Raw genomic sequence first — 13347 nt, 5'->3', positions numbered from 1 at the left:
GATCACCCTAGGGCAACACGCTGCTCCAGGACCGCCAGGACCCGCTCGCACCAGCGCAGGTTCTCCTGCTCGAAGGCGATCCCGCCCAACAGGGTCAGATACGGGCCGATGCGGTCGGCCCCGCTCAGGTACTCCTCCTCGGTACGGCCGTCGAGAAGGCGGTCGCGGGTGCGCAGGTAGCGGTCGAGCTTGCCGCGCGCCCAGCTCATGCGCTCCTCGATCAGCTCACGGGTGACGGCCGGCTCCACGCCGTCCATCGCCTGGATCCTGATGAGGAGTTCGTCGCGCAGGGCGGTGGGCCGGCGGGGCGGCGCGGCGGCGAGCTCCTCGACGCGCGGCCTGAGTTCCTCGACCCGCCGGGGTGTGAAGGCCCGGCTGATCAGCGAGCGCAGCCGACGGTGGTCCGCCCCGTCGGCGGTGGTCATCCCCTCGACGGTCGCGAAGGTCATCAGTGGCCATCCCGGCTCGATCCGCCCCTCGCGGAGCGCGGTGAAGTGCCGTGCGTCCTTGGCGACTTCCGGGTGTTGGAGGAACTCCCTCAGTGCCTCGTGCCCGAGCACCACCATCCCCTCGATCCCGCCGGGCAGCACGACCGACGCCACCGCGCCCCGTGCGAGCAGCCGGGCGTTGTCGGCGTGCGGGCAGCCGTCGGCGGGGTCCATACGGTGGGGAGGTGTGGGGGACGAGGTCTCCAACGGGATCTCCTGCCTGGCGGGAATGGACCGGACCGTCGCCATGTTGACGGATGCGGGACCGCTGGTAGAGTGCGATCAGCGTCGAAGTGCGCCCCGTTCCGGGCGCCGATGCCCGTTCCTCTTCGTTCAGCCGCTCCGCCCGTCGCTTCCCGACCGGCGCACCGGCTTCTCCGCACCACCTCGTGAACAGGACGTGTCCACCGCGGACGCGTCGTGTCCGTGATCACCGAGGTGCTGCTCGTGCCGCCGCGGACGTGGCTCACCACGTCTCCCCTCGCGGCCGGATCTCCCCCTCCCCTGCCTTGTTCGCACTGTCCGGAAAGGACCCCCATCCCCCATGACCATGACCACGACCACCACGCTCGAACACCCTCCCGCCCGGCAGCAGCGCCCGGCCGACCAGCTCGTCACCGGTGTCCTCGACGTCGACGCGCACGGGAAGGGGCACCTGCGCGCCGAGAGCTGCCTGTCCTCGCCCGCCGACCTCCAGGTCTCCCCCGCACTGATCCGGCGGCACGGCCTGCGCCGCGGCGACCTCGTCGAGGGCGTCCGCGGAGAGCGGCGCACCCTGGCCGACGTGGCACGCGTGGGCGGACGCACGCCCGAGGCACTCCGCGGACGCCGCCACTTCCGTGACCTGACTCCGCTGCACCCGCGCGAGCGGATCCGCCTCGAACACCCGGCGTCCGGGCTCGCCGGACGCGTCGCCGACCTGTTCACCCCCGTCGGCAAGGGCCAGCGCGGGCTCGTCGTGGCCCCGCCGAAGACCGGCAAGACCGTGCTCCTCCAGCAGATCGCCGCCGCCGTCGCGGGCAACCACCCCGAGTGCCGGCTGATGGTGCTGCTGCTCGACGAGCGCCCCGAGGAGGTCACCGACATGCGGCGCTCGGTCCGCGGCGAGGTGTACGCCTCGACCTTCGACCGGCCGGCCACGGACCACATCGCGCTCGCGGAACTCGTCGGGGAACGCGCCAAGCGGCTCGTCGAGGACGGCGAGGACGTCGTCGTCCTGCTCGACTCCCTGACCCGGCTGTGCCGGGCCCACAACAACGCGGCCTCGGCCGGCGGCCGCACCCTCAGCGGCGGCGTCGACGCGGGCGCCCTGCTCGGCCCCAAGCGGTTCTTCGGCGCGGCGCGGCACGCCGAGGAGGGCGGTTCGCTCACCATCCTGGCCACCGCCCTGGTGGACACCGGCTCCCGCGCCGACGGCCTGTTCTTCGAGGAGCTGAAGAGCACCGGCAACATGGAGCTCCGCCTGGACCGGGAACTGGCCTCGCACCGGTTGTTCCCGGCCGTCGACCTGGACGCGTCCGGCACCCGTCGCGAAGAACTCCTGCTGCCTCCCGCGGAGTTGACCGCCGCGCGGGGTCTGCGGCGCGCGCTGCGGTCGCGGGACGGCGGCCCGGCGAACCTGGAGACGCTGCTGCGGCGGATGCGCGAGACCCCCGACAACGCGACGTTCCTGCGACGGGTCCAGCCGACGCTTCCGACGGACTGATCCGCGTGCGGCATCCGGGTGCCTCCCGGTGCCCTCCGGCCCGGGCAACGCCGTCCCCGGCGTGTCCGTTCCTACGTTGATTCATATGATGATCGGACTCTCTTCCCGGGTGGCTGCCTCGACCTGCGCCCTGTGCGTCGCGGGGGTGCTCGCGCTCGCCCCGGCGGCGGCCGACCCCGCCCCGCCCGGACGGCCGAGGGCGGCGGTCCCGCAGCCGTCGCTCCTCTACCGTTCCGGCACCCAGGTCCGTCCGCACCCCGGGGTGCCCGAGGTCCCGGCCGTCTCCGCCCTGTCGTGGCTCGTGGCGGACGCCGGCAGCGGCGAGGTGCTCGCCTCGTCCGACGCGCACCGCAAGCTGCCGCCCGCCAGCACCCTCAAGACCCTGTTCGCCCTGACCGTGCTGCCCACCCTGCCCGGCGGCTTCCGGCACACCGTCGACACCAGGGAGCTCGCGGACGTCGGCGAGGGCAGCAGCCTGGTCGGCGTGGTCGAGGGCCACACCTACCGGGTCGCCGACCTGTGGCGGGGGGTCTTCCTCAGCTCGGGCAACGACGCCGTGCACGTCCTGGCCTCCCTCGCCGGCGGCTGGCAGGCCACCGCGGACCGGATGCAGGTCAGAGCACGTGCCCTGGGCGCACTGGACACCAAGGTCGTCTCGCCGGACGGCTACGACATGCCCGGCCAGGTGTCCTCGGCGTACGACCTGGCGGTGTTCGGCCGGGCCGGACTGCGCAACCACGACTTCGCCCGGTACTGCTCCACCGCCGAGGCCCGGTTCCCCGGCGACGACGGGGGGTCGTTCGGCATCGAGAACACCAACCGGCTGCTGACCGGCGAGGACGGCGTGCGGCCGTATCCCGGTCTGATCGGCATCAAGAACGGCTACACCAGCAACGCGGGCAACACGCTCGTCGCCGCCGCCCACCGGGCCGGGCACACGCTCGTGGTGACCGTGATGAACCCTCAGGAAGGCGGCGGCTTGGCCGTGTACGAGGAGGCGCGCGCGCTGCTGGACTGGGGCTTCACCGCGTCCGGGCGCGTCGATCCGGTGGGTTCGCTGGACGCCCTGGTCCCCCACCCGCCCCGCCCGTCCGCGGCGGCCGCGCCGCCGCCCCCCGCCGGCACCGGGTCCGGCTGGCCGGACGCCGGTGTCGTCGCGGGCGTCGTCTGTCTCGGCACCGCGGCCGTGGCACTCGCCTTGCGCGCCAGGGGCGGCCGGAAGGCGGACGGCTGACCGCACGGCAGCCCCAGCAGCAGGCCGAGGGTGATCCACGCGTAGGCGTTGCTGCCCAGGAACCCGTCGACGCCGGACGCGTCGTCGTACCAGAGCCACACCACACTGGTGCACAGCACCGCGTACAGGACGCCCGCCAGACGGGCGTGACCGGCACGGAGCAGCACGGCGAAGGACGGCAGCAGCCACACCAGGTGGTGCACCCAGGTGACCGGGCTGACCAGGCAGGCGGTGAGGCCGGTGAGGGCGAACGCGCCCGGCCAGTCACCGGCCGCGACCGCCGCGCGCGCCCGCCGGGCCCACACGCACAGCACCAGCAGCACGGCCGTCGCCCACACCGGACGGCCCGGTTCGCCGAGCCGGGCCAGCACACCCTGGAGCGACTGGTTCGAGACGTAGTCCAGCCGGCCGACCCTGCCGGTGTCCCACAGCGCCTCGGTCCAGTAGAACCGGGAGGCACCGGGATCCGCCCGGGCCGCGAGCGCGGTCGCCCCGGCGGCGACCGCCGTCGCCAGTGCGGCGGCCCGCCACCGGCGGGCGAGCAGCAGCAGACCGATGAAGACGGCCGGGGTGAGTTTGACCGCGGCGGCCAGTCCGATGCCGGCGCCCGCCCAGCGGTCCCGCCCGGCCGCGAGCAGCCGGCCGTCGGCCAGCACCAGGGCCAGCAGCAGCAGGTTCACCTGGCCGAAGCTGAAGGTGTCGCGCAACGGCTCGAACAGCGCGAGCAGACAGGCGGCCAGGGACCAGCCGTACCAGCCGTACCGCCGCCGGGCGGGCCCGGCCAGGATGCGCAGCATCACCGCCAGCGCCGCCAGGTTCAGCAACAGGGACGCGGCGATCGCCGTGCGCAGGCGCACGAGGGCCATGGGCAGCATGACCAGGGCGGCGAACGGCGGGTAGGTGAAGCCGTACGGCGTCCCCGGCACCCGGTAGTCGTAGATCCGGCCGGCGTGGACCCAGCCGCTCACGGCCCCGTAGTAGACACGCAGGTCGAAGAAGCCGCGCAGCAGCGGCACGGTCGCGGTGAAGACGGTCACGGCGGCGCCGAGGACGAGGAGGAGGAGCAGCCGCCCCCGGTCGGTGCCCGGCACCCTCACGCCGTACGCCCCAGAGCCGGTGTCCGGGACGCCTGGTGGGCCTGCGCCAGGACGACGACGGCGAGGACACCCCCCGAGACGGCGAGCACCAGCTGACCGGTGTCCGCGGGGCCGCCGCTGGGCAGCACCGCCAGCGCGAGTACCCCCGTGACCGCGGCCACCCGCCGCCGTACCGGGGTGCTGGGCGCGGCGGCCGCGATCAGGAACAGACCCCACAGGGCGTACCAGGGGCGGATCGCCGGGCCGAAGGCGGCCACCGCCGCGAGGCTCAGGCCGAGTGCGTAGACCGGGGCGGGTCGCAGCCGCGTCCAGATGAGGAGGAGCGCGGCCGCGGTGACCGCGAGGCCGAGCACGTGCCACGCCGGGACGGCCAGCGGGGCCAGACCGCTGCCGAGGCGCTCGAGCAGGGCGGCGGTGGCGCGGCCGAGCAGGCTGGTGAGCGCCCAGTTGTGCGGGGAGACCGGCGTGTCCAGCGCGGTGATCCAGCCGTACCCGGTGCCGGCGACGGCGGTCGCGGCGGCGGTGGTCGCGGCGGCCGCCAGCGAGGTCGTCAGGACGGCCCGCGCCGGCCCGGACCCGGCCCGGACCTGGACGACGGCGACCGCCAGCAGGCCGAGCGCGGCCGGCGCCTTCACCAGGGCCGCGAGCGTCACGAGGACGGCACCCAGGACGGGCCACCGGCCCAGCGCCGCCACCAGGCCGAGACCGAGCAGGCCCAGCATGATGGCGTCGTTGTGGGCCCCGGCCACCAGATGCAGCAGCACCAGCGGGTTCAGGGCGCCCAGCCACAGGGCGGCGGCCGGGTCGGCACCGCTGTGCCGGGCCAGCCGGGGCAGCGCGGCGGCCATCAGGGCCACGCCGGACAGCGCGAGCAGCCGCATCCCGAACAGCCCGGCGGGCAGCTCGCCCCGGGTCAGCCCGGCCAGGGCGGAGGCGATCGCGAGGAAGGCCGGGCCATAGGGGGCGCCGGTGTTCCGCCACACCGGGGCGACCTCGTCGGCGAGCGGACCACCGAGCCGGGCCGGGCCGTGCGCGTACACGTCCATGTGGGCATCGACCATGGCGCCCTGCGCGAGGTAGCTGTACACGTCCCGGCTGAACAGGGGCGGCGCCAGCAGCAGCGGGGCCGCCCACACGGCGAGGACCAGGAGCAGGGCCCGCGGGGTCGGCGGCCGGTCGCCGCGCACCAGGCGCCCCAGCAGCAGCCAGGCCGCGATCAGCAGGACGACGCCGAAGTACACGCCGACCAGGCCGAGGGCGGCACGGACGGAGGCCGGGGCGAGCAGTTCCCGCACGGGCAGGGCCCCGGCCGTCTCACCTCCCAGCGCGAGGCAGGCGGTACCGGCCAGGCCCAGTACCTGGCAGCGGCGGAGGTCGACGGGGAAGGCCATGGCCAGCACGGGGTCAGCGTGTCGACACCGGATGGCCGGAAGGCGACCTGGCCCCTTCCGGAGGACGGCCCGCGGGTGACCGGAACGTGAGCGGACCTCAGCGGCGGTGTCCGGAATTGTGGCGGGTCAGAACACCGACAGCCCGGTCAGGGTCGTGAACCGGTCGAGGGCCGCCACACCCGCCACGGAGTTTCCGCGCTCGTCGAGTCCCGGGCTCCACACGCACAGCGTGCAGCGACCGGGTACGACCGCGATGATCCCGCCGCCGACCCCGCTCTTGCCGGGCAGGCCGACCCGGTAGGCGAACTCCCCGGCCGCGTCGTACGTCCCGCAGGTCAGCATCACGGCGTTGACCTGCTTGGCCTGGCTGCGGGTGAGCAGGCGGGTGCCGTCGGCGCGGATGCCGTGCCGGGCGAGGAAGGAGGCGGCGAGGGCGAGGTCGGCACAGGAGGCGGCGACGGAGCACTGCCGGAAGTACTGGTCGAGCAGAACCGGCACCGGGTTGTCGATGTTGCGGTAGGACGCCATGAAATGGGCGAGGGCGGCGTTGCGGTCGCCGTGCGCGTTCTCGGAGGCGGCGACGTCCCTGTCGAAGTCCAGGGCCGCGTTGCCGCTCTCGGCGCGCAGGAAGGCCAGCAGTTCGCCGGCCGCGTCACCGGTCCGGGTCTGGAGGCGGTCGGTGACGACCAGGGCGCCCGCGTTGATGAACGGATTCCGCGGGATGCCGTTCTCGTACTCCAGCTGCACCAGGGAGTTGAACGGGTTGCCGGAGGGCTCGCGGCCCACGTGCTCCCAGAGCGCGTCGCCCTCGCGGGCCAGGTCCAGGGCGAGGGTGAAGACCTTGGTGATGGACTGCGCCGAGAACGGCTGCCGCCAGTCCCCCACCCCGTAGACCGTGCCGTCCAGCTCGGCGACGGCCATGCCGAAGCGGCGCGGGTCGCAGGCCGCGAGCGCCGGGATGTAGTCGGCGGGACGCCCGCGGCCGGGCGTCCGCTCGATCTCCTCGGCGATGCGCTCCAGGACCGGCAGGAAGGCGGGGGACGACGTCGGTGTCATGATCGGTATTGTGCCTCCGGCCGGTCCCGGTACGGACATCGTTCTCGCGTCGGCGCAGGTCAGGCGGTGGGTGCCGCGCTGCCCGCGACGATCTCCGGGCGCAGCAGGCCGGCGAGCCTCTCGGCGGGCAACAAGCCCTTCTCCAGCACCAGTTCGGCCACACCGCGACCGGTGACGAGGGCCTCCTCGGCGATGTCGGTGGCGGCCGTGTACCCGATCTGCGGGTTGAGGGCGGTGACCAGACCGATGGAGTTCCCGACGGTGGCGCGCAGCGCCTCGGTGTGGGCGGTGATGCCGTCCACACAGCGCTCGGCGAGCGTGCGGCAGGCGCTCCGCAGGTGCGTGATGCTCTCCGAGAGGGAGTGCAGGATGATCGGCTCGAAGGCGTTGAGCTGGAGCTGTCCGGCTTCGGCGGCCATGGTGACGGCGACGTCGTTGCCGATCACCTCGAAGGCGACCTGGTTGACGACCTCGGGGATCACCGGGTTCACCTTGCCCGGCATGATGCTCGAACCGGCCTGCACCGGCGGCAGGTTGATCTCACCGAGGCCCGCGCGCGGCCCGGAGGACAGCAGGCGCAGGTCGTTGCAGCTCTTGGAGAGCTTGACCGCGACGCGCTTGAGCACGCCGGACATCTGCACGAACGCCCCGCAGTCCTGGGTGGCCTCGACCAGGTTGGCGGCGGTGACCAGGGGCAGTCCGGTGATCGCGGCGAGATGGCGGCGCGCGGACTCGGGGCGTCACGGACACCGCCCACGGGGCCGACCGTCCCCGCGCCGCGGACCACCGCACCGGCAAGCTCCCGTCGAAACCGGGCGGCGCGGCTACGCGCGGGCCGTCAGCGGGACCGGACCCAGGGCGCTGACCGCGCGCACGCGGCCCACGGGCTCTCCGCCGCCGAGCAGCGGCTCGCCCGCGAACTCGGTGAGGAGGGCGGGGTCGACGCCCGCACGGGCGAGGGCCGCGGCGGCGACCGGGACGCGGGCCCGGTCGGCGCCGTCGGCGATCTTGACGGCGATCGCACGGCCGTCCGGGAGGGCCGCCACCTGGACGCCCTCGAAGCCGTCCTTCGCCAGCAGGCCGGGCACCGCCCGCATCAGGGCGGCCACGTCACGGCCGGAGCCGGACGCCATCTCGGCGTGCTCGCGCACGGCGTCGGCCACCTGGGCCTCCGCTGTGCTGGGCGCCGCGGTGGTGATCCGGGCGGCGGCCCGGGCGAGGCCGTGCAGGGAGACGGAGAAGAGCGGGGCGCCGCAGCCGTCGACGGTCACCCGGGCGACGCGCTGGCCGGTGAGGTCCTCGACGGTTTCCGCGATGGCCTGCTGGAGGGGGTGCGCCGGGTCCAGGTAGTCCTTCAGGGACCAGCCGTTGAGCTTGGCGGTCCACAGCATCGCCGCGTGCTTGCCGGAGCAGTTCTGGGCGAGCCGGGAGGGCAGTCGGCCCTCCCGGACCCAGGCGTCCCGGACGACCGGGTCGAACGGCATGTCGGGCACGTTGCCCAGGTCGTCCTCGGTGAGCCCGGCGAGTTCGAGGATCCGCCGGGTGCCGGCGAGGTGGTACTCGTCGCCGGAGTGGCTCGCCGCGGCCAGGGACAGCAGGGCGCCGTCGAGCGGCAGCCCGAGCCGCACCATGGCCACGGCCTGGACGGGCTTGAGGGCGGAGCGGGGGTAGAAGGCGGCCTCGATGTCGCCGAGTTGGAGCCGGACCTGGCCGTCGCCGTCGAGGACGGCGACGGAGCCGTAGTGGACGCCCTCGACGATCCCGCCGCGTATCAGGTGGGCGACGGGAGCGTGGAGCGGCTCGCGGACGGGGGGTGCCTCCGCGGGGGAACTGCTGTGCATCACTGCCTGTATCACTGGTGGGGTGGGGTGGACCGGCGCGCGGTTCACACGTCGGTCCCGGTGGACGGGCGCGCCATACGGCCGCGGACGGCGTACCAGCCGGCGACCAGCGCTGCGACGACCAGCGGCAGGCACAGCACGGCGGTGCGTCCGACGCCGTCGTCGGCGTACATCAGGACCAGGACGGAGGCGAGGAACGCCAGCGTCACGAGTTCGGTCCAGGGGGAACCCGGCAGCCGGTAGCCGGGCCGGGTCAGTTCGCCCTTCTGGGTCTTCCGCCAGAAGAACAGGTGACAGATCATGATCATGCCCCAGGTGGCGAGGATACCGATCGCCGCGAAGTTGAGCACGATCTCGAAGGCGTCCGCGGGGACGACGAAGTTGAGGCCGACGCGGGCGCGGACGACGAGGAAGGCGAAGACGCCGCAGACCGCGTACGCGACGAACAGGGAGGGGCCGGCGTCGGCGAGGCGGCCGCCGTCGCCGAGGAAGAGGCCGGTGCCGATGGCGCCGCCGATGGCGGGGCGCGTCTCTTCTTTGAGGTGCTCGCTCACACCGCGGGTCCGCCGTCCGTGGGGATGTCCGTGCGCGGGGGGCGCACGATGTCGGTCAGGGTCGTCTCGACGCGGTCGAGGTGGTGGCTCATGGCCTCCACCGCGTCGTGCTCACAGCCGTCGGCCAGCGCTTCGACGATCGCCCGGTGCTCGCGGTTGGACTGCTCGCGGCGGCCGCCCAGCTCGTTGAGGAAGGCCGACTGACGCGCCAGTGCGTCGCGGATCTCCTCGATGACCCGGCGGAAGACCGGGTTCTGGGCGGCCTCGGCCACGGCGAGGTGGAAGAGGGTGTCCATCGCGACCCATGCGGTGGTGTCCGTCTCCCGCTCCATGCGGTCGAGCAGGTGGGCGAGGTGGTCGAGGTTCTCGGGGGTGCGGCGCAGCGCCGCGTATCCGGCGACCGGGATCTCGATGTGCCGGCGCACCTCCAGCAGGTCGCTGGCCGCGTAGTCGCCGAAGGTGGGGTCCTCGACGGCGTTCGCCACCACGAAGGTGCCCTTGCCGGTCCGGGAGACCGTCAGGCCCATCGTCTGCAGGGCCCGCAGCGCCTCGCGGAGCACGGGCCGGGACACCTCGAGCGTGCGGCAGAGCTCGGCCTCGGAGGGGAGCTTGTCGCCGATCGCGTACTCACCGCGTTCGATGGCACCGCGGAGGTGGCCGAGTACGGCTTCCATGGCGCTGACGCGCCGCGGAACCGGGCCACCTGTCTGGCTGTCTGACAGGTTCACGGGCTCGATCCTGCGGGGTGCGGACGGCGGTGTCAAGACACCTGGAAAGTAAACATTCACGGGGTGCGATGCATGAATCTCTGCATCACACCCCGTGGGAGATCACGGACGCCGGTCAGCTGTCGATGACCCCGGCACCCAGCAGGCCGAAGAGCGCCACACCGATGACGATCCGGTACAGCACGAAGGCGTTGAAGGAGTGCTTGGCGACGAACTTCAGCAGCCAGGCGATGGAGGCGTAGGCGACCACGAAGGAGACGATCGTGCCGACCGCCAGCGGGGCGGCGCCCACGCCGGCCCCGAGGGCGTCCTTCAGCTCGTACAGGCCGGCGCCGGTCAGGGCCGGGATGCCGAGGAAGAAGGAGAGCCGGGTGGCGGCGACGCGGTCCAGGTCGAGGATGAGCGCGGTGGACATGGTGGCGCCGGAGCGGGAGAAGCCGGGGAAGAGCAGGGCGAGGATCTGGGAGCAGCCGACCAGCATCGCGTCCTTGAAGGAGGTGTCGTCCTCGCCGCGCTTGTGCCGCCCCATCTGGTCCGCGGCCCACATCACCCCGGACCCGACGATCAGCGAGCCGGCGACCACCCAGAGCGAGGCGAGCGGGCCCTCGATCAGCGGCTTGGCGGCCAGCCCCACCGCGACGATCGGAATGGTGGCGTAGATCACCCACCACGCGAACTTGTAGTCGTGGTGGTAGCGCTCCTCCTTGTTGCGGATGCCGCGCCCCCACGCGGAGACGATCCGCACGATGTCCTTGAAGAAGTACACCAGCACGGCGGCGATGGCGCCGACCTGGATGACCGCCGAGAAGCCGACGACGGACTTGTCGTCGACGGGGATGTTCATGAGCCCTTCGGTGATCTTGAGGTGACCGGTCGAGGACACGGGGAGGAATTCGGTCACCCCCTCGACGACTCCGAGGACGACGGCTTGACCGACGGAGATGGCGCTCATGGGATCCAGTTCTGCTGAGAAGTTGGTCGACAGTGCTGTAGACAGTCCTACTATGCCCGGTCGCGCGGTCCGTGCCTACGCCCGCGCGGCCCGGGCGAGCGGCCACCGGTGATGGCGGCACCAAGGCCCGCCGCCACGCTCGCGACGGCGCTGGCGGCAGCGTAGAGCCCCGCACCGGTCCGGTCGGCCCGAGGGTCCCCCAGGGGAAGACCGAGCACATCACGGACGTTCACCGTGAACGCACCCCGGAGTGGTCCCGGGTCACGCCGGACCCCGCCGCGCGCCCGGTCGGCCAGCGTAGCGGAGCGCCCGCCGTGGCCCCGAGGGAAGCGGGCGGCCCGTTCACAACGACTTCTTACCCTTCTCGTCCGTTCTGCGGAGTATGTCAGCTTCAATCGGCCCGCCGGGGTACCGCCCGGCGGACCGGGGATACACGTCGCGGCGGGCGCCTCGCAGACCGCCACCCCGTTGGGGATCGGCCCCGCTGGGGAGGCCCGACGGGCCCGGCCGCCCGTACATGGCCGGGCCCGTCGGTGTGGTTCAGCGGTGGCCGAACCACGTCATGGAGGACAGCGCCTTGTCGTCGTAACCGAACAGGGCCTGGTTCTCCCAGCCGTTGCCGGAGGCCGCGTCGGCGGGGTCCCAGCCGTTGCCGGTGACCGCGGTCCAGGTGGCCTCCCAGTAGAAGACGCCGAGGCCGCGGCCGTTGGGGACGGCCTCCACGATGCTGGCCACGTCGTTCATCCACCGGGTCTGGCCGGCCACCGTCGCCGGGTAGCCGGTGACGAGCTCGCCGGTGGTGTCGATCTGGTTGGTGAGCGAGTCGTCGCTGTCGAGGCGGAAGGGGTAGGCCGTCTCGGCGATGAAGACCGGCTTGCCGTAGCGGGAGGCCGCGTCGTCCAGGGTGGTCTGCGCGGCGGCCAGTGAGCCGTGCCAGTAGCCGTAGTACGACAGGCCGATCACGTCGTAGTCGATGCCGTAGGTCTTGGCGTTGTCGAACCACCGGCGGACGGTGGCGTCGTCACCGGCGTTGGCCAGGTGCAGCGCGACCTGCGTGCCGGCCGACACCGCCTTCGTGGCGCTGTAGCCGGAGTTGATCAGGCCGGCCAGCTGCGACCAGTTGCTCGTGGAGCCCTCGGACCACAGCATGCCGCCGTTGATCTCGTTGCCGATCTGCACCATGTCGGCCGTGGTGCCCTGCGCCTTCAGCGCGTTCAGGACGTCGTACGTGTGGTTGTAGACGTCGGTCTTCAGCTGGCTGTAGGAGTGCGAGGCCCAGGCCGCGGGCTTGGTCTGCTTGCCCGGGTCGGCCCAGGTGTCCGAGTAGTGGAAGTCGACCAGCAGCTTCATGCCGGCGGCCTTGACGCGCTTGGCCATGGCCAGTACGCGCGTCTTGTTGTTGTAGCCGTCGGCGGGGTCGACCCAGACCTTCAGGCGGGCGTAGTTCATACCGGCGTTCTTCAGGATGGTGACCGCGTCGCCGGTGGTACCGGAACTCGTCCTGTACACACCGCCCTTGGCCTCGCTCTTGGCGAGGGAGGAGATGTCGGCACCCTTGACGGCGAGACCGGTTGTGCCCGAGGTGAAGCTCAGGTCGTCGACGTTGATCCAGTTGCCCGCGTTGGCGTCGGAGGAGATGCTGATCGTGCACTGGTTGTTGGTCACCGCGACGGAGGTGACTATGCGGACCCAGCTGCTGGTGGACACCGGCAGGTCGGTGCGCTGCTCCGAACTCCCGCAGTTCTTGAGGGACATGGAGGCGGAGTTCTGCCCGCCACTGGAGCGGACCCAGGCGGTGAGGGTGTAGGTGCCGTTGGTCAGCCCGGACAGGTACTGGTACGTCTCCACCTTGTAGGCGGAGGCCGACCAGTGGCTGAGCCGGTAACTCCCGCCGTGGCCGCCGGACTCGGTGTACGAGGCGCCGGTGTCGCCGTACTCCGACCAGCCGCTGGGCGTGGCCGCGCCCGTGCCGTCGGACTCGAAGCCGCCGTTGGTGAGGGTGCTCGCCGCCTGGGCGGTCTGGGCGGGCAGGGCGGTGAGGGCGAGTCCGGCCACGAGCGGCAGCAGCAGGGCTCTGAGGGTGCGTCTGGGATGGAACATCGTCGTCCGTCGTCCCTTCGACGTGATGGGATTGGGGTGTCCTCCGTGGGGGCGGGAGGAGAGCCCCTCCGCCCGCGGCTCGTACGGCTCGCGCGGGCGGAGGGGAGCAGGTGGAGGGCCCTGTCGGTCGTCCCTAGGGCCTGTCGTTCGGATCACGCCGGGCTCGCGGGGTCTGGCACCATGCCTCGCCGCGTTGTCGTC

9 protein-coding genes and 4 pseudogenes are annotated in these 13347 nt (G+C 72.8%); 2 read left to right on the top strand and 11 right to left on the bottom strand.

Going from position 1 to position 13347, the window contains the following annotated elements; translation table 11 throughout:
- Window positions 1-2: 2 nt before the first annotated feature.
- On the bottom strand, window positions 3-695 hold the full coding sequence (locus tag ABZX30_RS12260) for a hypothetical protein (protein ID WP_355932162.1): 693 nt from the start codon (window positions 693-695) through the stop codon (window positions 3-5).
- A 337-nt stretch (window positions 696-1032) separates the two neighbouring features.
- Here ABZX30_RS12260 and rho point away from each other — a divergent pair, with 337 nt between their 5' ends.
- Both rho and ABZX30_RS12250 read left to right on the top strand, forming a co-directional pair.
- Complete coding sequence (gene rho / locus ABZX30_RS12255; RefSeq protein WP_355932159.1) at window positions 1033-2193, top strand: transcription termination factor Rho; 1161 nt, start codon at window positions 1033-1035, stop codon at window positions 2191-2193.
- Between the two features lie 85 nt (window positions 2194-2278).
- Window positions 2279-3097 (top strand): annotated as a pseudogene (locus tag ABZX30_RS12250) (serine hydrolase); the annotation flags it as partial.
- 59 nt (window positions 3098-3156) lie between these two features.
- Here ABZX30_RS12250 and ABZX30_RS12245 read toward each other — a convergent pair.
- The 10 genes and pseudogenes from ABZX30_RS12245 to ABZX30_RS12200 all read right to left on the bottom strand — a co-directional run bounded on the left by ABZX30_RS12245 (window position 3157) and on the right by ABZX30_RS12200 (window position 13146).
- A complete protein-coding gene (locus tag ABZX30_RS12245; protein WP_355932156.1) occupies window positions 3157-4524 on the bottom strand; it encodes a glycosyltransferase 87 family protein in 1368 nt (455 codons plus the stop codon).
- Window positions 4521-5915, bottom strand: a complete 1395-nt coding sequence (gene mptB / locus ABZX30_RS12240) for a polyprenol phosphomannose-dependent alpha 1,6 mannosyltransferase MptB (RefSeq protein ID WP_355932328.1) — start codon at window positions 5913-5915, stop codon at window positions 4521-4523. The genes ABZX30_RS12245 and mptB overlap by 4 nt, the downstream gene beginning before the upstream one ends.
- A gap of 126 nt (window positions 5916-6041) precedes the next feature.
- Window positions 6042-6980 (bottom strand): glutaminase, encoded by a 939-nt coding sequence (locus ABZX30_RS12235; RefSeq protein ID WP_355932325.1) that lies wholly within the window; start codon window positions 6978-6980, stop codon window positions 6042-6044.
- Window positions 6981-7030: 50 nt separating this feature from the next.
- Window positions 7031-7705: pseudogene (locus ABZX30_RS12230) on the bottom strand (lyase family protein); the annotation flags it as partial.
- Between the two features lie 90 nt (window positions 7706-7795).
- On the bottom strand, window positions 7796-8812 hold the full coding sequence (locus ABZX30_RS12225) for an asparaginase (RefSeq protein ID WP_355932153.1): 1017 nt from the start codon (window positions 8810-8812) through the stop codon (window positions 7796-7798).
- A gap of 44 nt (window positions 8813-8856) precedes the next feature.
- Window positions 8857-9204 (bottom strand): annotated as a pseudogene (locus ABZX30_RS12220) (L-asparagine permease); the annotation flags it as partial.
- A gap of 63 nt (window positions 9205-9267) precedes the next feature.
- A pseudogene (locus tag ABZX30_RS12215) lies at window positions 9268-9366 on the bottom strand (hypothetical protein); the annotation flags it as partial.
- Complete coding sequence (locus ABZX30_RS12210) at window positions 9363-10094, bottom strand: FadR/GntR family transcriptional regulator (protein WP_355932150.1); 732 nt, start codon at window positions 10092-10094, stop codon at window positions 9363-9365. The pseudogene ABZX30_RS12215 and the gene ABZX30_RS12210, both read right to left, overlap by 4 nt.
- A gap of 115 nt (window positions 10095-10209) precedes the next feature.
- On the bottom strand, window positions 10210-11046 hold the full coding sequence (locus ABZX30_RS12205) for an undecaprenyl-diphosphate phosphatase (protein WP_355932147.1): 837 nt from the start codon (window positions 11044-11046) through the stop codon (window positions 10210-10212).
- A 540-nt stretch (window positions 11047-11586) separates the two neighbouring features.
- Entirely contained in the window at window positions 11587-13146 is a 1560-nt protein-coding gene (locus ABZX30_RS12200; protein ID WP_355932144.1) for a glycosyl hydrolase 53 family protein, read from the bottom strand.
- Window positions 13147-13347: the final 201 nt, after the last annotated feature.

The sequence above is a fragment of the Streptomyces sp. NPDC004542 genome (assembly GCF_040610035.1).
In the GTDB taxonomy this organism is placed as follows: Bacteria; Actinomycetota; Actinomycetes; order Streptomycetales; family Streptomycetaceae; genus Streptomyces.
The sequence above is the reverse complement of the archived record's forward strand: the minus strand, read 5'-3'. Positions and strand labels throughout refer to the sequence as shown.

Excerpts from the sequence above, each read along its gene's own strand:
- mptB (WP_355932328.1), bottom strand. The coding sequence starts at position 5,915 with ATGGCCTTCCCCGTCGACCTCCGCCGCTGCCAGGTACTGGGCCTGGCC.
- rho (WP_355932159.1), top strand. The coding sequence starts at position 1,033 with ATGACCATGACCACGACCACCACGCTCGAACACCCTCCCGCCCGGCAG.
- ABZX30_RS12205 (WP_355932147.1), bottom strand. The coding sequence starts at position 11,046 with ATGAGCGCCATCTCCGTCGGTCAAGCCGTCGTCCTCGGAGTCGTCGAG.
- ABZX30_RS12200 (WP_355932144.1), bottom strand. The coding sequence starts at position 13,146 with ATGTTCCATCCCAGACGCACCCTCAGAGCCCTGCTGCTGCCGCTCGTG.
- ABZX30_RS12225 (WP_355932153.1), bottom strand. The coding sequence starts at position 8,812 with ATGCACAGCAGTTCCCCCGCGGAGGCACCCCCCGTCCGCGAGCCGCTC.